This is a genomic window from Streptomyces sp. NPDC107562 (assembly GCF_055657325.1).
This window is the reverse complement of the sequence record NZ_JBVKBE010000002.1, coordinates 1,001,519-1,022,951: the sequence shown is the minus strand read 5'-3', so window position 1 is coordinate 1,022,951 and position 21,433 is coordinate 1,001,519. Positions and strand designations below refer to the sequence as shown.

17 protein-coding genes and 2 tRNA genes are annotated in these 21,433 nt (G+C 71.1%); 16 read left to right on the top strand and 3 right to left on the bottom strand.

Annotation, left to right across the window (positions count from 1 at the left end; genetic code table 11):
• From ACZ7LV_RS10410 to ACZ7LV_RS10365, 10 genes are all read left to right on the top strand, one after another.
• A partial coding sequence (locus ACZ7LV_RS10410; protein WP_471937744.1) for a DUF6507 family protein occupies window positions 1-402 on the top strand: 402 nt, incomplete at its 5' end.
• Window positions 399-2,903, top strand: a complete 2,505-nt coding sequence (locus ACZ7LV_RS10405; RefSeq protein ID WP_471937742.1) for an ADP-ribosyltransferase — start codon at window positions 399-401, stop codon at window positions 2,901-2,903. The genes ACZ7LV_RS10410 and ACZ7LV_RS10405, both read left to right, overlap by 4 nt.
• A gap of 66 nt (window positions 2,904-2,969) precedes the next feature.
• Entirely contained in the window at window positions 2,970-3,368 is a 399-nt protein-coding gene (locus ACZ7LV_RS10400) for a hypothetical protein (protein WP_471937740.1), read from the top strand.
• Between the two features lie 4 nt (window positions 3,369-3,372).
• The gene (locus tag ACZ7LV_RS10395) at window positions 3,373-4,149 is read left to right on the top strand and encodes a hypothetical protein (RefSeq protein WP_471937738.1); all 777 of its coding nucleotides are present in this window, start codon (window positions 3,373-3,375) and stop codon (window positions 4,147-4,149) included.
• An 85-nt stretch (window positions 4,150-4,234) separates the two neighbouring features.
• A complete protein-coding gene (locus tag ACZ7LV_RS10390; protein WP_471937736.1) occupies window positions 4,235-4,690 on the top strand; it encodes an HD domain-containing protein in 456 nt (151 codons plus the stop codon).
• Window positions 4,691-4,813: 123 nt separating this feature from the next.
• Window positions 4,814-5,113 carry a hypothetical protein gene (locus tag ACZ7LV_RS10385; RefSeq protein WP_471937734.1) on the top strand — a complete coding sequence of 100 codons (300 nt, stop codon included), beginning with the start codon at window positions 4,814-4,816 and terminating at the stop codon, window positions 5,111-5,113.
• 76 nt (window positions 5,114-5,189) lie between these two features.
• Window positions 5,190-6,545: a type VII secretion integral membrane protein EccD gene (gene eccD, locus ACZ7LV_RS10380; protein WP_471937733.1), complete on the top strand. Its 1,356-nt coding sequence runs from the start codon at window positions 5,190-5,192 to the stop codon at window positions 6,543-6,545.
• Window positions 6,546-6,625: 80 nt separating this feature from the next.
• Window positions 6,626-8,065 carry a MinD/ParA family ATP-binding protein gene (locus ACZ7LV_RS10375; protein ID WP_471937731.1) on the top strand — a complete coding sequence of 480 codons (1,440 nt, stop codon included), beginning with the start codon at window positions 6,626-6,628 and terminating at the stop codon, window positions 8,063-8,065.
• Between the two features lie 34 nt (window positions 8,066-8,099).
• Complete coding sequence (gene eccCa, locus ACZ7LV_RS10370) at window positions 8,100-12,080, top strand: type VII secretion protein EccCa (protein WP_471937729.1); 3,981 nt, start codon at window positions 8,100-8,102, stop codon at window positions 12,078-12,080.
• 4 nt (window positions 12,081-12,084) lie between these two features.
• Window positions 12,085-13,509 (top strand): DUF6177 family protein, encoded by a 1,425-nt coding sequence (locus tag ACZ7LV_RS10365; protein WP_471937727.1) that lies wholly within the window; start codon window positions 12,085-12,087, stop codon window positions 13,507-13,509.
• 118 nt (window positions 13,510-13,627) lie between these two features.
• Here ACZ7LV_RS10365 and ACZ7LV_RS10360 read toward each other — a convergent pair whose 3' ends face one another.
• On the bottom strand, window positions 13,628-14,743 hold the full coding sequence (locus ACZ7LV_RS10360; protein ID WP_471937725.1) for an acyltransferase family protein: 1,116 nt from the start codon (window positions 14,741-14,743) through the stop codon (window positions 13,628-13,630).
• Window positions 14,744-15,140: 397 nt separating this feature from the next.
• On the opposite strand from ACZ7LV_RS10360, the gene ACZ7LV_RS10355 reads away from it, so the two are divergent.
• Complete coding sequence (locus tag ACZ7LV_RS10355) at window positions 15,141-15,335, top strand: hypothetical protein (RefSeq protein ID WP_189698436.1); 195 nt, start codon at window positions 15,141-15,143, stop codon at window positions 15,333-15,335.
• A gap of 85 nt (window positions 15,336-15,420) precedes the next feature.
• Here ACZ7LV_RS10355 and ACZ7LV_RS10350 read toward each other — a convergent pair.
• Window positions 15,421-15,491, bottom strand: a tRNA-Gly gene (locus tag ACZ7LV_RS10350).
• 163 nt (window positions 15,492-15,654) lie between these two features.
• On the opposite strand from ACZ7LV_RS10350, the gene ACZ7LV_RS10345 reads away from it, so the two are divergent.
• The 5 genes from ACZ7LV_RS10345 (at window position 15,655) to clpX (ending at window position 20,382) form a co-directional block, all read left to right on the top strand.
• Window positions 15,655-15,731 (top strand) — tRNA-Pro (locus tag ACZ7LV_RS10345).
• A gap of 181 nt (window positions 15,732-15,912) precedes the next feature.
• A complete protein-coding gene (gene tig / locus ACZ7LV_RS10340; protein WP_471937723.1) occupies window positions 15,913-17,310 on the top strand; it encodes a trigger factor in 1,398 nt (465 codons plus the stop codon).
• A gap of 225 nt (window positions 17,311-17,535) precedes the next feature.
• Window positions 17,536-18,147: an ATP-dependent Clp protease proteolytic subunit gene (locus ACZ7LV_RS10335; RefSeq protein ID WP_365452364.1), complete on the top strand. Its 612-nt coding sequence runs from the start codon at window positions 17,536-17,538 to the stop codon at window positions 18,145-18,147.
• A gap of 77 nt (window positions 18,148-18,224) precedes the next feature.
• Window positions 18,225-18,905, top strand: a complete 681-nt coding sequence (locus ACZ7LV_RS10330; protein WP_401677208.1) for an ATP-dependent Clp protease proteolytic subunit — start codon at window positions 18,225-18,227, stop codon at window positions 18,903-18,905.
• Window positions 18,906-19,095: 190 nt separating this feature from the next.
• On the top strand, window positions 19,096-20,382 hold the full coding sequence (clpX, locus tag ACZ7LV_RS10325; protein ID WP_401677206.1) for an ATP-dependent Clp protease ATP-binding subunit ClpX: 1,287 nt from the start codon (window positions 19,096-19,098) through the stop codon (window positions 20,380-20,382).
• A gap of 70 nt (window positions 20,383-20,452) precedes the next feature.
• On the opposite strand, the gene ACZ7LV_RS10320 is transcribed toward clpX, so the two are convergent.
• Window positions 20,453-21,403, bottom strand: coding sequence for a hypothetical protein (locus tag ACZ7LV_RS10320; RefSeq protein ID WP_471937721.1), 951 nt, complete (start codon window positions 21,401-21,403; stop codon window positions 20,453-20,455).
• Between the last annotated feature and the right edge of the window lie 30 nt (window positions 21,404-21,433).

Genomic DNA, 21,433 nt, shown 5'->3' with positions numbered 1-21,433 from the left:
CGGGGGTGTGTGGTGCCCGGGTGGGATCTGAAGCCGCAGGGTATTTCGGGTGTGCTGAAGACGACGGGGGAGACCGCGTCGGGTTTCGAGAAGTTGGGGAAGTCGTTCGGTGACAACCTGACGTCGGCGGCTTCGAGTGCGGGCACCATCTCCGCGGAGGGCGGCGGGGGTGAGGGCGGTGAGAAGGCGCAGGGCGGTCTGGTCGCTCTGGCGTTGTCGCAGTACGCGGAGCGTGCTTCGAAGGATCTTCAGTTCGTGGCGGCCCGGGCGGGCAAGTCGTTGCAGGGCGTGGTCGACGCCACCACGGCGTATCTGAACGGCGATCAGGAGATGGCGGCGGAAGCGCAGCGTAATACGTTGAAGGCGCCGAAGCTGGACATGCCGGGGGCGGGTGCGGCGTGATCCAGCCGGAGCAGATTCCTCAGTTCACCGGTGATCTGGCGCAGTTGGAGCTGGATCACGCGGCGTTGAAGACGGACGCGGGCAATGTCCGGGACGCCGGTTCGGATGTGCATTCGCAGTTTCAGGGGCTGTCGGCGTTCTATCAGGCGCCGGAGGCGGAGCAGTTGTTCGCGACGACGAAGCCGGTGAAGGACCGTGCGGATGGTTTCGCGGATGGTCTGGAGAAGGTGTCGGGGGCGTTGTCGTCGTATGCGGCGGAGGTGCGGCCGCTGGTGGCGAAGCTGAAGGAGTTGAAGGCGAAGGCGGTCACGTTCGTCGGGTCGGTGAAGGACGACGACGAGTGGGAGTACGACGAGGACAAGGTCGGCGAGCACAACCAGCTGCGCGATGACATCACCGCGACGGTGGCGGCGTTCTGGGCGGCGGAGCGGACGTGCCACAACCGGATCACCGGGTTGTGGGGCGGCACGCAGATGGTCGCGGGGGACGGTACGGACCGTCAGGACCAGTACGGGTTCTCCGCGGAAGACATGAAGAACGCGAAGCTTCCCTGGGGTGACCCGGTGGAGGAGAAGCATCACTGGTACGAGGTCGGCCACTGGGTGAAGTCGTTCGTGTGGGACGGCCTGATCGTGGACGGTATCTGGGGCACGATCAAGGGTCTGGGGACGCTGGTCGGGTTCGGCGGCTGGGACGCGATGGGCCAGGCCTGGAAGGGCCTCGCCCAGCTCGCCACCGGGCTTGCGCTGTCCTCGATCCCGGGTGTGGGCGCCCTGTTCTGGACCCTCCCCGACGACAAACTCCCGTCGTGGATCAAGGATTCGCGCACCGCGATGAAGGAGACGGGCAAGGCGCTGGTGGCGTGGGACCAGTGGGGCAAGAACCCGGCCCGCGCGGCCGGGGCGGTCACCTTCAACGTGCTGACCACCGTCTTCACGGGTGGTGCGGGTGGTGCGGTGTCGGGTGCGGGCAAGGCGGGCGCGGTCGCGAAGGTGCTGGGCACCACGGCGAAGGTCATCGACCCGATGACCTACATCGCCAAGGGCGCCGGCGCCGGCCTGTCCAAGATCGGCGACATCGCCACGAGCCTCAAGGGTGTCGGCAACATCGACATCCCCACCCTCCCGGACGGCTCCGTCCAGTTGCCCGACGGCCGTCTGATGGACCCGAACGGCAACCTCGTCACTCCCGACGGCGTCATCGACACCACGCCGGTGCCGCACGAGACCGGGCCGACGGTTCCGCACGGCACGACCACCCCGACACTTCCGGCCCACTGGACGATCCAGGGCGCCGGCCAGCCGCCGGTGTACGCGGGCGCGCACGCGGGGGACGGCCTGCCGCACACGGTCGACAACGCCGCGCACCACAACGCTCCCGGCGGACAGTTCGGACCGCCGCCCTCGTCGACGCCGTACGGCCACGTGCCGTCACCGTCGGCCTACGACCACGCGCCGTCGCCGTCGGCGTACGACCAGACGCCGACCACCGCACCGCACACCGGCGGTGGTCACCCCGGCGGCACCCCCTGGTACCACCAGACCGCCGGGGCCAACCCGGTGCACGACCTCCCGGCCACGCCGCACACCGACGGCCCCGGCCCGGGCGGCCACACCCCGGACACCCCGCACGGCCCGGGTCACGACCTCCCCGGCGGCGGTCACGCCGACGACGCCGCGCACGGCGCCGATCACACGGACGACGCCGGGCACACCGGCGACCACACCGACCTCGGCGACCACACGGGCCTCGGGGACGACGTCGTGGACGGCGCCGCACACCACGGCACCGACGCCCCGGGCACCCCGCCCCACCAGGGCACGGACCTCCCGGGCAGCGGCACGGGAGAGCCCTTCGAGTACAAGCCCGTCATGTCGGCGGACGACTTCGACAACTTGGCCACCGACGCGGAGCGGCACGCGGTGGCGACGGCGGAGCTGGAGCGGGGGACGAACCCGTACCCGAGCTCCAGCAACCGTGCCGGACAGGACTATGGCGACGCGTACTGGAACAACTACATCGACCAGCTCGACCCCGCCGCCAAGGATGCGCTGAACAAGTACAGCGACTTCTACTACACGCAGATCAACGGCCAGCTGCGGGACGGCACCGTACGGCCGCCGGTCACGGACATCGTCGACAACATGGACCGGGTGATGGGCACCCGCCCCGTACCCGAGGACATCATGGTCGTCCGCGGTACCCGGATCGACCACCTGGAACTGGACTCGCCGCTCGACATGCAGGGCGGGACCTACGGCGACGACGGCTACACTTCCACGTCGCTCGGCAAGGACCCGGCCTTCGAGCACCAGCCGGTGGTCATGCACTGGCGTGTGCCCAAGGGCACGCCCGCTCTGTGGATCGACTACATCTCCGCCAACAAGGGTGAGCGGGAGCTGCTGCTGGCGCGCGGCACGCAGTACAAGGTGACGCGAGTCTTCATGGACTCGGCGGGCAAGTGGCACGCGTACGGGGAGGTCCTGCCGAGGTCGCACTGATCGGCCCTTGACGAGGTGACGGGGCCGTCTTTGCGGATCGCGCAGACATACAGGAATGTGGACATCATGAGCAGCGAGCAACCACTCAACTCGCGTTTCGCGGAAGACCTGCAGATGAAGCAGGTGGCAGGTCCCGCGACGTACAACCGGAACACCGACGGACCGGTCGCGTACCTGGAGGTCGCCGACCGCGCCGGCACGGTCATCGGGTACGTGTGGGCGAACGACGAGGACGGCGCGGCCGGCTGGGTGGTGCCGCAGGGCCTTTCGCCGCAGGCCGTCAACGCCGGTGGGCGGTGGGTGCGGGCGTTGCGGGGTGGGCGGGCCCGTGAGCTGGCGCCGACCGCGCTGCTCACCGAGCTCGCGCAGGGCGCGAACGACAACGAGCACAGCCACGTCGTGCCGGGCTCCCGCACCGAGGCCCCGTCCCTGGCCGTGCTCAAGGAACTCGCTGCGGGAGGCTGAACCCGTGCCGCAGGGCCCGACCAGCACACCCGACCCCGTGCACTACGTCACCGTCACCACTCCCGACGGCGAAACCGCCGGGTACCTCTGGGGCGATGCCGCCAGTGTCGGCTGGGTGCAGCGCCCGGTGGACGGCCTCGCGGGAGCGGAGTGGCACGAGAGGGCGCGGGAACTGCACGGACGTGGCCTCGCCCCGCGCGGCGTCCTCAGCCTGCTCAGCCGTGAACCCGGTATCGGCCCGGTCGCGCAGGCCCTTGATGTCGCCGCGATCGAGGACATGGCCCGCCACCCCGCCGCCGCCCCGGACCACGATCGGCGTCCCCTCGACCAAGCCGACGACGAGGCCTCGCAGGACCGGCCGGAACCCGCCGGCGACCGCGAGGGTTCCCTCCTCATGTGCAGGTTCTGCGGAGGTTCCCCCGCCGTGGACGTAGCCTTCCGGGCGCACCGTGGGCTCGTCGTCCTCATGGGGTTCGAGAAGACGGCCGGACCCATGTGCATGACCTGCGGGCTGGCCGTGTACCGGGCCTACACCACCCACACCCTCTGCGTCGGCTGGTGGAGCCCCCTCTCGCTGTTCGTCTTCGCGCCGTTGACGCTGGTCCGCAACGTCCTCGCGGTGCGCCGGGTGAAGCGGCTGCCCGCCCCGGGCCCGGGGACCCTCGGCCCGCGTCACGACCCGGGCGTGCCGGTACGCCGGCGGCCGCGCGCGTACGTCGCTCTCGTCCCGGCCCTGTGGGTGCTCTTCATGATCGTCACAGGGCTGTCGGGAGGGGTGTGAAAAGCCGCGAGAGGCCGTCGCACCCCGGCTGTACGCATGGCGCGTCCATGACTTATGTTGCGGAAGCGAAGTCAGGGGGAACCGCATGCCGCAGGAGATGAGTCTCACCGAGGTCGAGGCCGTCGCCCGCACCGCGCACGACGGGCAGACGGACAAGGCCGGACGGCCCTACGCCGAGCACCTGTCGGCCGTCGCCGAAGGGGTGCGCGCACGGGGCGGGGAGGACGACCTCGTCGCCGCCGCCTGGCTGCACGACGCGGTCGAGGACGGGGTGCTCAGCGAGGAGTGGCTGACGCATGCCGCGCTGCCGCAGCGCACCAAGGACGTCGTACGGGCCGTGACCAAACGGCCGGGTGAGGAGCCGCAGGCGTACGCGCGCCGGATCCTCACCACCCCGGGGGCCCGGCTCGTCAAGGCCGCCGACCTCGCCCACAACGCGGACCCGGACCGTCTGGCCGTGCTCGACGAACACACGGCGCGGCGGCTGACGCAGAAATACGCCACCATGCGCGGCCTCCTCGGTCTCACCCCCGACGACTGACGCCCCCCGGCGCGCGCACCCTCGCACCAGACGGCGACGCGACGACCGACGACGCACGCTTGACGACGAACGAACGACGACGAACGAACGACGACGACCACTACGGCACGGGACGACGACTGAATGGCACGGGACTACGACAGCCAACTGCTGGAGTCGGTGGCGGTGCGCCGGCGCCGGATGCGCGACGCGCTGCTGTTCGGCGCGCAGCGCGCCCGGCGCACGGCCGACGAGCGGCTCGGCAAGATCTTCGCGGGCATCGCCATCGCCGCCGTCCTGTGCGCCGGCTGCATCGGCTGGTCCTTCATCCAGTCCACCCTCGCCAAGCAGCGGGCCGAGCAGGAGAAGCAGCGCCAGCAGCAGGAGCAGATGTACAACCCGTCGCCCGACAGGTCCGCCGCCGACGGTGGGGAGAAGCAGTGAACCCGGTGTGCGTGACTGACGTGAGCACGTCGGCCGACGCCGATGGCCGAAACGACACGATGATAGGTTCCGGTGAGTGGTGAGCACATCAACGACGTCCCGGACTCAACTGAGCCGGGTCACCCTGGTCGGTGAGCGGCGACGCGCCGACATCGTTCTGCCCTCGGACACGCCGATCGGCCAACTGCTCCCCGACATACTGCAGTTGCTCGACGACCGGGCCGCCGCCCGGCCGACCACACGGCAACTCATCAGCACCGACGGCTCGGTGCTCCCGCACGAGGCCACGCTGTCCTCGGCCGAGGTCCCGGACGGCGCCGTACTGCGCCTGGTGCGCGCCCACGCCGCTCCGCCCGCCCCGGTCGTGCACGACGTCACCGACCAGGTCGCCGACGACCTCGACCTGCGTGCCTGGCGCTGGCGTCCGGCCGCGCGCCGGGCCAGCGCCGGGGTGGCCACCTTCGCCTTCGCCGTGGCCGCGGCGGTGCTGGCCCGCCGGGAGTTCGGGCCGGAGTCCGTCGCGACCGCGCTGCTCGCCGTGACCGCCGTCTTCCTGATCGCCGGCGCGGTGGCGGCGAAGACCGGCGGCGGCAACGTGGCGCTCGCCAGCGCCCTGTTGATGGCGTCCGGCGGACTCGGCGTGCTCGCCGCCTGGACCACGGCCGACGCCTACGACTGGCCCGGCACCGCCCGGCTGGCCGGGGTCGTCGCCGCCCTGGTGGTCACCCTGGTCCTGTTGGCCTTCTTCTCGCCGCTGGGCCGCGGCGGACTCATCGGGGCCGGCGCGGCCGCCGTGATCACCGTCGTGTGGGAGGCCGTCGCCTCCGTGCAGGACCGGCCGGAGCGGCTCGGCGCCGTGATGGCGGTCTTCTCCGTGGTGCTGCTCGGCCTGCTGCCCCGGCTCGCGCTGATGGCCTCCGGGCTCACCGGGCTCGACGACCGCCGCTCCACGGGCACTTCCGTCAGCCGGCACGAGGTGGGCAACGCGCTCGCCGCCACCCATCGCGGCCTCGCACTCGCCACCGTGGTCACCGCCGCCTCGGCCGCCGCCGGCGGCTGGCTGCTGACCACCGGTGAGGACCCGGCCGCGTGGTCGGTGGTCCTGGCCTCGCTCACCGCGGTGGTCCTGCTGTCCCGGGCGCGGGCCTTCCCGCTGGTCGCCGAGGTCGTGGCGCTGTTCGGCGCCGCGGCGCTGCTCGTCGTACGGCTCGCGGTGCTGTGGCTGGACCACGCGGGCGGTGCCGGCGCGCTCGTCCTGCTGGCCGCCGCGGCGCTGCTGCCGCTGCTCGTCCTCGCGATCGAGCCGCCGGAGCACGTGCGGGTGCGGCTGCGGCGCGTGGCCGACCTGATCGAGTCCCTCGGTGTGATCGGGCTCTTCCCGCTCGCCGTCGGGGTGTTCGGCATCTACGGGCAACTGCTCAACAAGTTCTGAGGCTTCGAATACCAGACGCCGACGCGCGTCGCTCCGGGCGGGACGACGAAGCGGGAGCGCCGCGGGAGGGAAAGGGCGACATGCCGAGCGGGGACAACTGGCAGGGCGACGTCCTGCGCGACCTGAGGGCCGGCGCGGGCGGAGCGCGTGCCGCGCAGCCGGGCGCCCGGTCCGGGTCCGGGGAACAGTCCGGCGCGCAGCCGGACCAGCCGCATTCACCACAGGAGCAGCCGCAGCAGGGGTCCGCCGGGCAGCCGGGCCCCCAGCCCGGCCCCGCCCCGGCGTACGGCTACCCCCAGGCCCAGGCCCCACAGCCCGGTCCCGGCCCCGCCTACGGCTACCCGCAGCAGCCCACCCCGGACGTCCCGCAGCAGCAGACGCCGCACGGCCACCAGCCGCAGCAGACCCCGCACGGCCACCAGCCGCAGGCCGCCCCCGGCCCGCAGCAGGGACACCCCGGCCACGGCGGGCAGCACGCCGTCCCGGCACAGCAGTACTCCGACCAGGGCCAGGCCTACGCCGCCCACCCCCAGCAGCAGGCCCCGGCGCCCGCCTCCGCACGGCCCGCGCCCGCCCGCCGCGCCCCGGCCTCCCGCGCCACCCCCGACTCCCGCCCGGCCGTCGACAGACGGATCGCGGACACCGGCCTCAAGCCCCGCCGCGGCGAACCGTTCGCCGCCCGCGCCCTGCGCGCGGTACGCCGTACCGTCTCCTCCTCCGCCGCGCGCGAGGTCGCCGAGACGACCGCCACCGCCGAGGTGCTCCAGCAGGCCGTCACCACCGGCCGGCAGATCGCGGTCACCTCCATCCGCGGCGGCTCAGGAAAGACGACGGTCGCCGCCCTGCTCGGTACCACCTACGCGCACTACCGGCAGGACCCGGTCCTCGTCGTCGAGGCCGACCCGGCGCTCGGCTCGCTGCCGCTGCGGCTCGGCGCGGAGAACCTGCGCTGGACCACGGGCGACCTCGCCGACGTCGTCGAGCCGCAGATGTCGCTGCTCGACGTCACCGGCTACCTCGTCCAACTGCCCGACAACGCCTGGCTGCTGCCCGGCAGCCAGGGCCAGGTCGGCGCCATGCTCGACACCAAGGCCTACGAGCGCGTCATGGTCTCGCTGCGCCGCTATTTCGGGGTGACCGTCGTCGACTGCGAGACGCTGCCCGCCGAGGTGGCCCGTACCGCGCTGTCGGCCGCCCAGGCCCGGGTGCTGACCGTGCCCGCCACGCTGGAGGGCGTCGCCAGCACCCATGCCGTGCTCCAGTGGATGCGCGGACTGCCCCGGGACATCACCACCTCGACGGTCGTCGTGCTCACCGAGACGGTGCCGCACGCCGGCGTCGACCTCGCCAAGGCCGCCGAACCGCTGAAGGCGACCGGCGCGAACGTGCGGATCCTGCCGTACGACCGGCATCTCGCGGCGGGTGGTGCCATCCGCACCGACCTGCTCGCGCGGGCCACCCGGCAGGCCGCCGCCGGCCTCGCCGCGGAGGTCTTCCAGCTGTCCCAGAAGCGCCGTTGAGCTCCCCGGAAGGGAACCCGCAGAGGCACCGACGATGAGCACCCGACTGATCCACCGCCCGGCCCGGACCACCCGTCCCCCGGCCGCCCCCGCGTCGCGCACCATAGAGGCACCGCCCAACCTGCCCGACGGCAAGACGGGTTCGATCGCGACCTCGCTGCTGCCCGTCGCCGGTGTGATGTCGTCCGTCGTGATGATGACCGTCGTGCGCAACAGCCAGTTCGCGGCGCTGGGCGCGATCATCCTCGTCGTCACCATCATCGGCTCGCTGATCCTGGTGTTCTCCCAGCGCGGCAAGGCCCAGCGCACCCGCCGCACCCAGCGCGAGGCCTACCTCGCCTACCTGGAGGACCTGCGCGAGGAGCTGTCCACGGAGGAGCGCGAACGCCGGGAACGCGCCCAGGTCCTCAACCCGCCGCCGGACGCCCTGTACGACATCGTGCGCGACCCCGCCCGGCTGTGGGAACGGCGCCGCATGGATGGCGACTTCCTGCGCGTGCGGGTCGGCACCGGCGAGATGCCGGTCCGCGACCTGAAGGTCGGCGACCAGGGCTCCTCCGTGCTCACCCCGCCCGACCAGTTCATGCTGAACGAGGCCTCCGCGCTGGTCTCCCGCTTCGGCACCGGCACCGAACTGCCGCTCACCGTCCCGCTCGACCGGGTCGGCAACATCAGCGTCATCGGCCGCCGCGAGGACACCCTCCGGGTCGCCCGCGCCCTGCTCGCGCAGGCCGCCGCCACCCACGCCCCCGACGACGTGGCGATGGCGCTGGCCGCGCCGGGCGAGCGCATCGGCGACTGGGAGTGGGCCAAGTGGCTGCCCCACCTGCTCGACGGCGAGCAGTTCGACGGGCCCGTCGCCGCCCGCCGGATCGCCCCCTCCATGCCCCAGCTGGCCCGTCAGATCGGCCCTGAGCTGCGCCGCCGCGCCTCCTACGCCGCCGAGGTGCGCCGCGGTCTGTCCGGCCGCGACGCGCTCGCCATGTCCTCCCGGCTGATCGTCGTGGCCGACGCGCACGGCGACGACGCCGTGGACCTGCCGCGCCCCGACGACGCGGTCGGTCTGCGCGACATGGGTGTCAGCGTGCTCCACCTGCTCGACGAGCGGGTGCAGGAACCCGGCAGCGTCGGCGTCCGCATCACCGTCGAGGGCGAACGCGTCGTCATCGAGGACCTGCGCGAGAGCGAGCCGATCAGCGCCCACGGCACCGTCGACGAGGTCGGCACCGCCTTCGCCGAGGGCCTGGCCCGGATGCTGGCCCCGCTCAGGCTGTCCGCCGACTCCATGGGCGCCGACGCCCCGCTGACCGGACCCGTCGACTTCGCCGAGCTGCTCGGCATCGACGACGTGGCCCGCCTGGACCTGGACCGGCTGTGGGCGCCGCGCGGCGAACGGGCGTTCCTGCGCGTGCCGATCGGCATCAGCGACTCCCGTGAGCCCGTGCTGCTCGACCTGAAGGAGTCCTCCGAGCTGGGCATGGGCCCGCACGGCCTGTGCGTCGGCGCCACCGGCTCCGGCAAGTCGGAGCTGCTGCGCACCCTCGTGCTCGCGCTGGTCGCCACCCATCCGCCGGAGGACCTCGCCCTCGTCCTCGTCGACTACAAGGGCGGCGCCACCTTCGCCCCCTTCGCCGATCTGCCGCACGTGGCCGGCGTCATCACCAACCTGGAGAACCAGGCCGGCCTGGTCGAGCGCGTCCACTCCTCCCTGGCCGGCGAGGTCAAGCGCCGTCAGCAGGTGCTCAAGAACGCCGGCAACGTCGCCGACATCGGCCACTACGCCGCCCTGCGCGCCGAGAAGCGCCCCGACCTGGAGCCGCTGCCGCACCTGTTCGTGGTGATCGACGAGTTCGGTGAACTGCTCACCGCCAAGCCGGACTTCATCGACCTGTTCCTCTCCATCGGCCGGATCGGCCGCTCCATCGGCGTGCACCTGCTGCTGTCCAGTCAGCGCATCGAGGGCGGCAAGCTCAAGGGCCTGGACACCTATCTGTCGTACCGGCTGGGCCTGCGCACCTTCTCCGCCGACGAGTCCCGCACCGTGCTGGACACCACGGACGCCTTCCATCTGCCGCCGCTGCCCGGCTTCGGCTACCTCAAGGTCGACACCAGCCACTACGAGCGGTTCAAGGCGAGCTACGTCTCCGGCGGCTACAGCGGCCCCGTGCAGCGCGAGAGCGAGGACACCGGCCCGCTCGCCCTGGCCTACGACGCGTACAACTCGCTCGGCGAGGAGTCCGCCGCCGCTCCCGTGGAGCAGCCGCAGATGCGGCGCCGGGAGACCGGGCCCACCGAGATGGGCGTGATGATCGACCAGCTCGAAGGCGCCGGCGCCCGCCCGGTGCGGCAGATCTGGCTGCCGCCGCTGCCGGCCGCCGTCGCCCTGGACAAGGTCGCCGGCCCCATCGAGGTCGGCCCGCGCGGCATGCAGCTGGCCAAGCGGAGCGGCCCGCTGCGGGTGCCGCTCGGCGTGCTCGACGACCCCACCAAGCAGTGGCAGGGCCAGTGGTACCTGGACCTCACGCTGGCCGGCGGCCACGCGGCCGTCATCGGCGGGCCCGCGTCCGGAAAGACCACCCTGCTGCGCACCCTCGCCCTCTCCCTGGCGCTGACCCACACCCCGCAGGAGGTCGGCGTCTACGGCCTCGACCTGGTCGGCGGCGGTCTGCAGGCACTGTCCGGGCTGCCGCACGTCGGCGGCATCGCCGGCCGCGCCGACCGGGAGCGGGCCGCCCGCACCATTGACTCGGTGCGGGCCATGCTCGACCAGCGCGAGGAGCTCTTCCGCGTCCACTCCGTCGACTCGCTCGAACAGCTGCGCACGCTGCGCGCCGCGGGCCGGGTCACCGAGCTGGCCTCCACGGAGATCGTGCTGCTCATCGACGGCTTCGGCGCGCTGCGCGACGACTTCGAGGAACTGGACGACGCGGTCGCCGACATCCTCAAGCGCGGCAGCGGCTACGGCATCCACGTCGTCGCAGGCATGCTCCGCTGGAACGACGTGCGCATCGCCACCCAGTCCCAGTTCGGCACCCGCGTCGAGCTGCGCCTGAACGACCCCAGCGAGTCCAGCATCGAACGCAAGCTCGCCCAGACGCTCTCGCCCGAGGAGAAGGGCCGCGTCCTCACCGACGGCAAGCTGTTCGCCCAGGTCGCCCTGCCCCGCACCGACTCCCTCGCCGACACCGCCGACCTCGGTGCCGTCCTGGAGCGCACCGCCCGCACGGTCCGCGCCACCTGGACCGGTGAGGTCGCCCAGCCGGTGCGGGTGCTGCCGCACGTCCTGGAACCCCAGCAACTGCCCACTCCGGCGGCCGAGCCACGCCGCGTCCCCATCGGCCTGGACCAGACGCAGCTCGCCCCGGTCCTGCTGGACCTGTTCCACCACGACCAGCACCTGCTGATCATGGGCGACAGCGAGTGCGGCAAGACCAACCTGCTCAAGGTGATCACGCAGGGGCTGATGGAGCGGTACAGCGACGACGAGCTGGTCTTCGGCGTCTTCGACCCCCGCCGCGGCCTGCGCGGCGCCATCCCCGAGGAGTACCGGGGCGGTTACGCCTACAACGCCAAACTGTGCGCGGGCCTGGCCGCCGGCATCGCCTCCGAACTGGAGAAGCGGCTGCCCGACGAGGCCGCCGACGGCGCCGACCTGGAGCCCGGCAGCTTCTCGGGACCGCGGATCGTGATCCTCGTCGACGACTACGACGTCCTGACCACCGCCGGCCAGCAGCCGCTGGCGCCCTTCGTGCCGTACATCCCCTCCGCCGTCGACATCGGCCTGCACTTCGTCCTGACCCGGCGGGTCGCGGGCGCCTCCCGCGGCCTGTACGAGCCGATGCTGCAGAGCCTGCGCGAGTCCGGCGCCTCGGCGCTGGTGATGGCCGGCGACCGCAGCGAGGGCCAGCTCTTCCCAGGCGTGTACGCGAGCCAGCAGCCGCCGGGCCGGGGCACCCTGCTCCGCCGCGGCGAGGCCACCCGCCTCATTCAGACCGTCTACGCGGGGACCAGGTGAACCCATGACCAAGGACGTCATCGCCCTCACGAAGAAGATGCCCGACCCGCTGAGCGTGCTCGCGGGCCTGCTCTCCGGCGGCCCCGACAAGCTGGTGGGCGCCGAGGGCGACGGAGCCGTGGTGCGGCTCTGCGACGAACAGGGCCGCCCGCTGGTCTCCGTCGAGGCACCCCTGCTCGTGCAGGTCCGGGGCGAGGCCGAGCGGCTGCTCGGGGCGCGGGAGCCGGAGACGCCGTACTGGTGGACCGAGGCCCGCGCCACGACCGGCGTCAAGGAGGCCGAGGACCTCGCCGGGACGTTCGCCGCCCGGCTGGCCACGCTCGTCGGCGGCACCGCCTGGCCCCGGGAGGCCGCGCGGTCGATGGCCCTGGTCCGCACGGACGGCATCAGCGTCGTGCCTGCCCAGGCCGCCGCACAGCCCGCCGTCGACGTCCTCACCGACAAGGTCGCCGTCGTCATCCAGGACCGCCCCGTCGTGGCGATGACGGCATGGCTGGCGGACGCCTTCCGCGCCGCCGGGGAGGCCGGACGCGGCCTGCAGATCGTCACCCCCGCGGGCACACGCATGTCCCCGGCGGTGCGGAACGCCCTGCCGGGCTGGCCCTCGCGCTGGGTGGTGCAGGACGAGCGGGACGGCTACTACGACGGGCTGTCCGGGGCCGTCCTGCGCTGGGACAACGGTCTCTTCGTCACCGTCGACTCACCGGAGGCGACCCCCGAGGACCCGCGCACGCCGGTCGCCCGCACCTTCGGGGAGGGCGTCGAGGACACCGGCGAACGCCAACTGGCGATCTCCTTCCGCACCGTCCACCCTGCCGACGACCGTCTGGTGCTCGGCGGCGCCGTGGAGGCCGTGTGGCGGGCGGTCACCGGCGAGCCGCCGGCCGGCTGGGGCACCGAGGAACCCGCCAACCTGCCCTGGTCGCTGCGCCAGCTGACCGACGTCGCCCACGAGCGGACGCCCGCGTCGACCTGGCTGGTGGTCGTCGGCACACCCGAGCGGCCCGGCCTCGCGACCGTGCGCGTCACCCGCACCAAGGCCGGTGTGGAGGAGGACGTCACCATGGCGTTCGGCTACGGCGCGCACGAGCAGGTGCCGCACGACGCCGTGCCCGCCGCCGCGGAGGAGCTCGCCACCCGGCACGACCTGCAGTCCATGCTGGTGCAGATCCGCCGGGCCCGCCGCGACCTCTCGGTGCCGCCCCGCTTCGAGGGCCCGGGCGTGCCGTACGCCTTCGTGCTGGGCGCGGAGGAGGTCCGCACGATGCCCGGCGACCGGGCCCGGCGCACCCCGTTGCCGGAGCGCCCGCGTGAACTCGGCCCGCGCACCCGCCCGGCGCTGTACTACCCGCTGCCCGGCGACCCCTCGGACCTGTCGGGCTGGCAGGACTTCGAACGCCTCATGCGGCACCTGAAGGGCGCGTCCTGAACCGCGTGGGCTCCTGAAGCCGGTTCCTGAGCGGGGCCGGGCCGCCACCGCGCGCACAGCGGAGGCGGCCCGGCCCTGCGTCTTCATCCCATCGGGGACTTGTCCCGGCCCTGCGCCCTCATCCCACGGGAGACTTCTCCCGCCCCTTCTCCGCCCGGGCGTCCGGGGACCTCTCCGCGGCCTCGCGCGCCGCCTTCTCCCGCTCCCGCGCCCCCTGGGCCGGGTCCTGCCGGAACGCCCAGGCCATCTTCGGCTCCATGGCGAACCGGAAGGCGCGCTGCACCGGCCCGGTGCACAGCAGCGTCACGGCGACCGCCGCGAGCGCGCTGACGAGGATCTGGCCGGACGGCCGGTGCAGCCAGGCGGGCTCGAACCAGCCGCGGTACTCACCGGCCTTCACCAGGAAGCCGTGCAGCAGATAGCCGTAGAGGGTGCCCGCGCCCAGTGCCGTGAACCACATCCGCCGGCCCGGCACCCAGGCGAAGAAGCAGGCGGTCAGCAGCAGCGAGCAGCCGAACATCGCGAGCACCATCACCGGACCGACCCACCAGGGCGCGCCCATCTGCTGGGCGGCGTCCCGGTGGAAGAACCATCCGGTGCCCATCCGTGGCACCGTCCACCAGCCGACCGCGAGCGCGACCGCGAACACCGGCACCGCCAGGATCCGCACCGACCGCCGGCGCACCAGGTGGAAGTGCTCGGGCTTCATGCACAGGCCCAGCACGAAGTACGGCAGAAACTGGAGCACCCGCTGGAGGTCGAGGTCCTCCCCGATCGACGGGGAGAGGGAGGCCAGCATGGCGATGCCGAGCGCGAGGGGCAGCGGCCAACGCACCAGATTCCACAGGGGAGTGGTGAGCCGCCAGACGAACAGCGCGACCAGGAACCAGGTCAGATACCAGGGGTCCAGCAGACTGATGTCCTGACCCGGATCGTCGTCCACGACCCGCTTGAAGAGCGGATAAGCGGTCTCGAAGATGACATACGGCACGGCGACGCCGGTGACCAGTCTTTTCAAGCGGTCGGGGCGCATGTCGAAACTGCGCGAGAAATAGCCGGAGATGATGATGAACGCCGGCATGTGGAAGGCGTACACCACGTGGTACACGCCTTCCAGGACCCGGCTGTCCTCCTTCAGCGGCTCCCATGAGTGAGCCACCGCCACCAGGACGATCGCCAGGTATTTGGCGTTGTCGAAGAAGGCATCGCGCTGTGTGACCTGTGCCTGAGACATCTGAGGCACCCTAGCCCCGCCCCAGGGTTGCCGTAAAACTCTCCACGTCATTCCGGGTTCAGTCGCCGGTCACCTTCGTTTAGGTGCTGAGATACCTCGGAAAAACGAGAAATCGGGCAATTGGAAATAAGTGCGTGCGGGTTGTGGGTGACGTTGTGTGGGTGTGGAAACGATCAGGTTGAATTCCCGCGACGGCGGCTTGTCAATTCCCTTACGGGGCGCACGCGGTGGGCGTGCGGGGCATGGCGGAACACGCCGGGGTGCGGCGCGGCTGTGGTCTGCGTTACGTCACGCGCCGCATAGGGGAGGCCTGTTGGTGGCACGATGGTTCTGGCGGGGGTTGCGCGGGCACGTGGCCCCGGCCGGGAGAGCGGACCGACCGAGGGTGTGATCAGTTGTGGCCATTTCACTGTCAGTGGTGCTGCTGTTGGCGATCATCCTGGTGGTGATGATGCGAGGGGGCTCGATCAAGGCGGGACCCGCCGTAGTGGCGATCCTCTTCGGCTTCTTCCTCGCCTCGACCGGGATGGCCCCGTCGATCAACCGCTTTCTCGACTCGATAGCGGAGACGATCAACTCGATCAGCTTCTGACGTCGACCGGTGGTCGAGGAGCGGTCCGGGAACGCCTCAGGGCCCGGCAGGAGGGTGAACCTCCTGCCGGGCCCTGAGGCGACAGAGCGGGCGACGGGAATCGAACCCGCGTAGCCAGTTTGGAAGACTGGGGCTCTACCATTGAGCTACGCCCGCGCACAACGCGCCGCAGGTCAGTGGACCGCGGCACTGGAGGCATCCTAGCGGGTCGGCCCCCCTCGCCGCACACCCCGCTCCGCACGGACGCCGACATCGCACCGTGCCAGGGAAAGCGGCAGCTCCGCTGCCTGCGGGCATGTACCCTACGTGTCGCACCAGACGGGGTGTGGCGCAGCTTGGTAGCGCGTCCGCTTTGGGAGCGGAAGGCCGTGGGTTCAAATCCCGCCACCCCGACCAGTCACCCGATCACCACACGTGATCGCCTTTTGGGCCGTGTAGCCGCTGCCGTTACTATGCAAGCTGCACGCCCGTGCGTCTCATCACTGATGGTCCACTGATAGTCCTCCGGGCGGCCACATCCGCCGGGCCCGTCGGGCGCCGGCAGAACCCCAGAAGTCAGCCACAAGGAGACCGAACCGTGAAGAGCGCCGTGGAGAACCTGAACCCGACCCGGGTTCGGCTCACTGTCGAGGTGCCCTTCGAGGAGCTCAAGGACAGCCTCGACGCGGCGTACAAGAAGATCAACCAGCAGGTCACGGTGAAGGGTTTCCGCAAGGGCAAGATCCCCGCCCGGGTCATCGACCAGCGGTTCGGCCGCGGTGCCGTGCTGGAGGAGGCCGTCAACGACGCGCTTCCGAAGTTCTACACGGAGGCGGTCAACGAGGCCGAGCTCAACGTGCTGGGCCAGCCCGAGGTCGACATCACCGAGCTGAAGGACAACGAGCTGCTGTCCTTCACCGCCGAGGTGGACGTCCGCCCGGCCATCGAGATCCCGGACTACTCCGGCATCGAGGTCGAGGTCGACGCCGTCGAGGTCACCGAAGAGGACATCGACAAGTCGGTCGAGCAGCTGCGTGAGCGCTTCGCCTCCACCACCCCGGTGGAGCGCGCCGCCGAGGACGGCGACGTCGTCACCATCGACCTGGAGGCCAAGGTCGGCGGTGAGGTCCTGGAGGACGGCATCGCGAGCGGTGTCTCCTACACGATCGGCTCCGGTGAGCTGCTGGACGGCATCGACGAGGCCGTGACGGGCGTGGAGGCCGGTGGCGAGGCCACCTTCACCTCCGAGCTCAAGGGCGGCTCCGCGGCCGGCCAGGAGGCCGAGGTCACCGTCAAGGTCACCCAGGTCGCCAAGCGTGAACTGCCTGAGCTGGACGACGAGTTCGCGCAGCTCGCCTCCGAGTTCGACACGCTGGACGAGCTGAAGGCCGACAGCCGCAAGCGCCTGGAGAACATGAAGCAGTTCGACCAGGCCACGCAGGCCCAGGAGCGCGTGCTGGAGAAGCTGCTGGAGCTCGTCGAGGTGCCCGTCCCCGAGAAGCTGCTCGAGGACGAGATCAACACCCGCAAGCACAACCTGGAGCACCACCAGCTCGGCCAGATGGGCCTCGACCTCGACAAGTACCTGGAGATCCAGGGCAAGACCGCCGAGGAGTTCGAGACCGAGACCCGCGAGGCCGCGGTCAAGGGCATCAAGACCCAGTTCGTCCTCGACGAGCTGGTCAAGCAGGAGAAGCTCAACGTCAGCCAGGACGAGCTCACCGAGCACCTGATGCGCCGGGCCGCCTCCTCCGGCATGTCCCCCGACCAGTTCGCCCAGGCCGTCGTCGAGCAGGGCCAGGTTCCGCTCCTGGTCGGCGAGGTCGCGCGCGGCAAGGCCCTCGCGGTCGTCGTCGAGTCCGCCACGGTCAAGGACACCAACGGCGAGATCGTCGACCTGGACGACGAGGAGGACGAGGCCGGCGAGACCGCCGAGGCCGCCGAGTCCGAGTCCGCCGAGGTCACCGAGGGTGACAAGAAGGGCGACGAGGCGTAAGCAGTCGTAGCGAGGGCCCCGGGACGATCATGCCCGGGGCCCTTTGCCGTACGGCCGCCCCCCGGCCCGCGTCGCCACACCCCCGACGCGCGTCGCTACGCCCCCGGCGAACACTCCCGTCTCCGGGATTCCCCGAAGGGACCCGCGCGTTAGGGTCCATGAATACGACACGTGAGACGGCCCCGCGCCGTCGCAAGACGAGCAGGTGGATACGTGACGAATCTGATGCCCTCCGCCGCCGGCGAGCCCTCCATCGGTGGCGGCCTCGGCGACCAGGTCTACAACCGGCTGCTCGGCGAGCGGATCATCTTCCTCGGCCAGCCGGTCGACGACGACATCGCCAACAAGATCACCGCACAGCTGCTGCTCCTTGCCGCCGACCCGGACAAGGACATCTACCTCTACATCAACAGCCCCGGCGGCTCGATCACGGCCGGTATGGCGATCTACGACACCATGCAGTTCATCAAGAACGACGTGGTGACCATCGCCATGGGCCTCGCGGCCTCGATGGGGCAGTTCCTGCTCAGCGCGGGCACGCCCGGCAAGCGCTTCGCGCTGCCGAACGCCGAGATCCTGATCCACCAGCCGTCCGCCGGACTCGCCGGCTCGGCCTCGGACATCAAGATCCACGCCGAGCGGCTGCTGCACACCAAGAAGCGCATGGCCGAGCTGACCTCCCAGCACACCGGCCAGTCGGTCGAGCAGATCACCCGTGACTCGGACCGCGACCGCTGGTTCGACGCCTTCGAGGCCAAGGAGTACGGCCTCATCGACGACGTCATCCCCACGGCTGCCGGCATGCCGGGCGGCGGCGGCACCGGGGCGGCCTCCTAGCGGCCTACGGGGCCCTCCAGGGCCCCGTGAGCCGCCCAGCGCCCCAGCCATCGCCCCAGCCCCCTTCAGGAGACACCGTGAACGACTTCCCCGGCAGCGGCCTCTACGACCGTACGCGCGCCGAGTACACCGGCCCGCAGGCCGAGTCCCGCTACGTCATCCCGCGCTTCGTGGAGCGCACCTCCCAGGGCATTCGTGAGTACGACCCGTACGCGAAGCTCTTCGAGGAGCGCGTGATCTTCCTCGGCGTCCAGATCGACGACGCCTCCGCCAACGACGTCATGGCGCAGCTGCTGTGCCTGGAGTCGATGGACCCCGACCGGGACATCTCGGTCTACATCAACAGCCCCGGCGGTTCCTTCACCGCGCTGACGGCGATCTACGACACGATGCAGTTCGTGAAGCCGGACGTCCAGACGGTCTGCATGGGCCAGGCGGCCTCCGCCGCGGCCGTGCTGCTGGCCGCCGGTACACCCGGCAAGCGCATGGCGCTGCCGAACGCGCGCGTCCTGATCCACCAGCCGTACAGCGAGACCGGCCGGGGTCAGGTCTCCGACCTGGAGATCGCCGCGAACGAGATCCTGCGGATGCGCTCGCAGCTGGAGGAGATGCTGTCCAAGCACTCCACCCAGTCGATCGAGAAGATCCGTGAGGACATCGAGCGCGACAAGATCCTCACGGCCGAGGACGCGCTGGAGTACGGCCTGATCGACCAGATCATCTCGACGCGCAAGATGAACAACTCGACGGTCCGCTGACGCGGATCGGGTAATGTACGCCGCTCCTTGGCACGGTGTGACACTGTGCGTGGCAAGGTGCACGTCAAAGTGAACCGTGCCAAGGGGGGCCCGAACGGGGGGCTCGGCAAGGTACCGTCGGACATAAGGCAGCACCAGGAGACGCTGGACCAGGTGTCCAGTCGTCTCCCAGGCGAAGGGGAAGCACACCGTGGCACGCATCGGTGACGGCGGCGATCTGCTCAAGTGCTCGTTCTGCGGCAAGAGCCAGAAGCAGGTCAAGAAGCTCATCGCAGGCCCCGGTGTGTACATCTGCGACGAGTGCATCGATCTCTGCAACGAGATCATCGAGGAAGAGCTCGCGGAGACCAGCGAGGTGCGCTGGGAGGAGCTGCCCAAGCCCCGTGAGATCTACGAGTTCCTCGAGGGGTACGTGGTCGGCCAGGAGGCGGCGAAGAAGGCCCTCTCCGTCGCCGTCTACAACCACTACAAGCGCGTCCAGGCCGGGGAGAACGGCGGCGCCCAAGGCCGCGACGACGCCATCGAGTTGGCGAAGTCGAACATCCTGCTGCTGGGCCCGACGGGCTCCGGCAAGACCCTCCTCGCCCAGACCCTGGCGCGGATGCTGAACGTCCCGTTCGCCATCGCCGACGCGACGGCGCTCACGGAGGCGGGCTACGTCGGCGAGGACGTCGAGAACATCCTGCTGAAGCTGATCCAGGCGGCCGACTACGACGTCAAGAAGGCCGAGACCGGGATCATCTACATCGACGAGATCGACAAGGTCGCGCGGAAGAGTGAAAACCCGTCCATCACCCGGGACGTGAGCGGCGAGGGCGTGCAGCAGGCCCTGCTGAAGATCCTGGAGGGGACCACCGCCTCCGTGCCGCCGCAGGGCGGACGCAAGCACCCGCACCAGGAGTTCATCCAGATCGACACGACGAACGTGCTGTTCATCGTGGGCGGCGCCTTCGCCGGACTGGAGAAGATCATCGAGTCCCGGGCCGGCGCGAAGGGCATCGGCTTCGGCGCGACGATCCGCTCCAAGCGCGAGCTGGAGGCCAAGGACCAGTTCCAGGACGTCATGCCGGAGGACCTGGTCAAGTTCGGCATGATCCCCGAGTTCATCGGCCGGCTGCCCGTCATCACCTCGGTCCACAACCTCGACCGCGAGGCCCTGCTCCAGATCCTGGTCGAGCCGCGCAACGCCCTGGTGAAGCAGTACCAGCGCCTCTTCGAACTCGACGGCGTGGAGCTGGACTTCGAGCGCGAGGCCCTGGAGGCCATCGCCGACCAGGCCATCCTCCGCCAGACCGGCGCCCGCGGCCTGCGCGCCATCATGGAGGAAGTCCTGATGTCCGTGATGTACGAGGTCCCGTCCCGCAAGGACGTCGCCCGCGTCGTCGTCACGGCGGACGTCGTCCACTCCAACGTCAACCCGACCCTGATCCCGCGCGACGCGCGGGGGCGGGGCCCGGGCGAGCAGAAGTCCGCGTAGCCCGCGGAGCACGACACACGAGAAGGGGCCCCGGTCAACCGACCGGGGCCCCTTCTCGGTTGGGACGACGTCAGGCCTTGACGCGGATCTCGGGGCGCAGCTTCGAGGTGAGGTCGATCGCGATGTCCTTCGTCACGCCCTTGGTGGTGTCACCGGGGGAGACCATGACGATGGTGCTGTAGTCCGCCCAGGCGCAGAACCAGTCGGTCTTCTCCTTCTTGGTCGCCGGGTCGGTGCCCTTGGCCGCCTGGCACTTCATGTAGGCGCCGTCCAGGTCGGCCTCCTCGGGCTCCCCGACCAGTTCGGTCTTCGGGGTGCTCGGGTCGCTGGAGGTGTCCTCCTCGGCCGACTTCTTGAAGTTGGCGAAGAACGTGTCGAGGGCCTGCTCCGGGTCCGCGATGTCGCCGTAGGCACCGGCGAACGTGAGGCCCTTGGCGTTGGCGAGCTCGCTCGGGTCGGGCGCGGTGCTCGGGTCGGAGGGGTCGTAACCCGTCAGGTCCGCGGTCGAGTAGATGCCGAGCACCGTCTTGGCGTTCTTGACGCCGCTCTTCTCCAGCTCGGCCACCGAGTCGTCACCGGCGCTCGCGCCGTCGTCGGAGACGCGCTTGTAGTCGGAGAGCACGGTCTCCGGGGTCGCCACCTTGTGCGCGCCGTCGTCCTCGACGCCCGCGCCGCCGCCCCCGCCGATCACGAAGTACGCGCCCACCGCGATCGCCGCGACGACCGCGACGGCGCCGATGATGAGGCCGGTCTTCTTCTTGCCGCCACCCGGGGCCGGCGGCATCGGGGCGCCGTAGGGGGCCTGGCCGTAGGGCGGCTGGCCGTACGGCGGGGTCTGGGGCGGGACGCCCTGCGGAGGCTGCTGCGGGTAGCCGTACCCCGGCTGCGGCTGGCCGGGCTGCTGGGGGTAGCCGTAGCCGGGCTGGGGGGCCTGCGGCTGCTGGCCGTACGGACCCGGCTGGCCGTACGGACCGGGCTGCTGGGGCTGCCCGCCGTACGGGCCCGGCTGGTTGTAGCTCATTCCTGGGTTCCCCTCCAGATGCTTATGTGT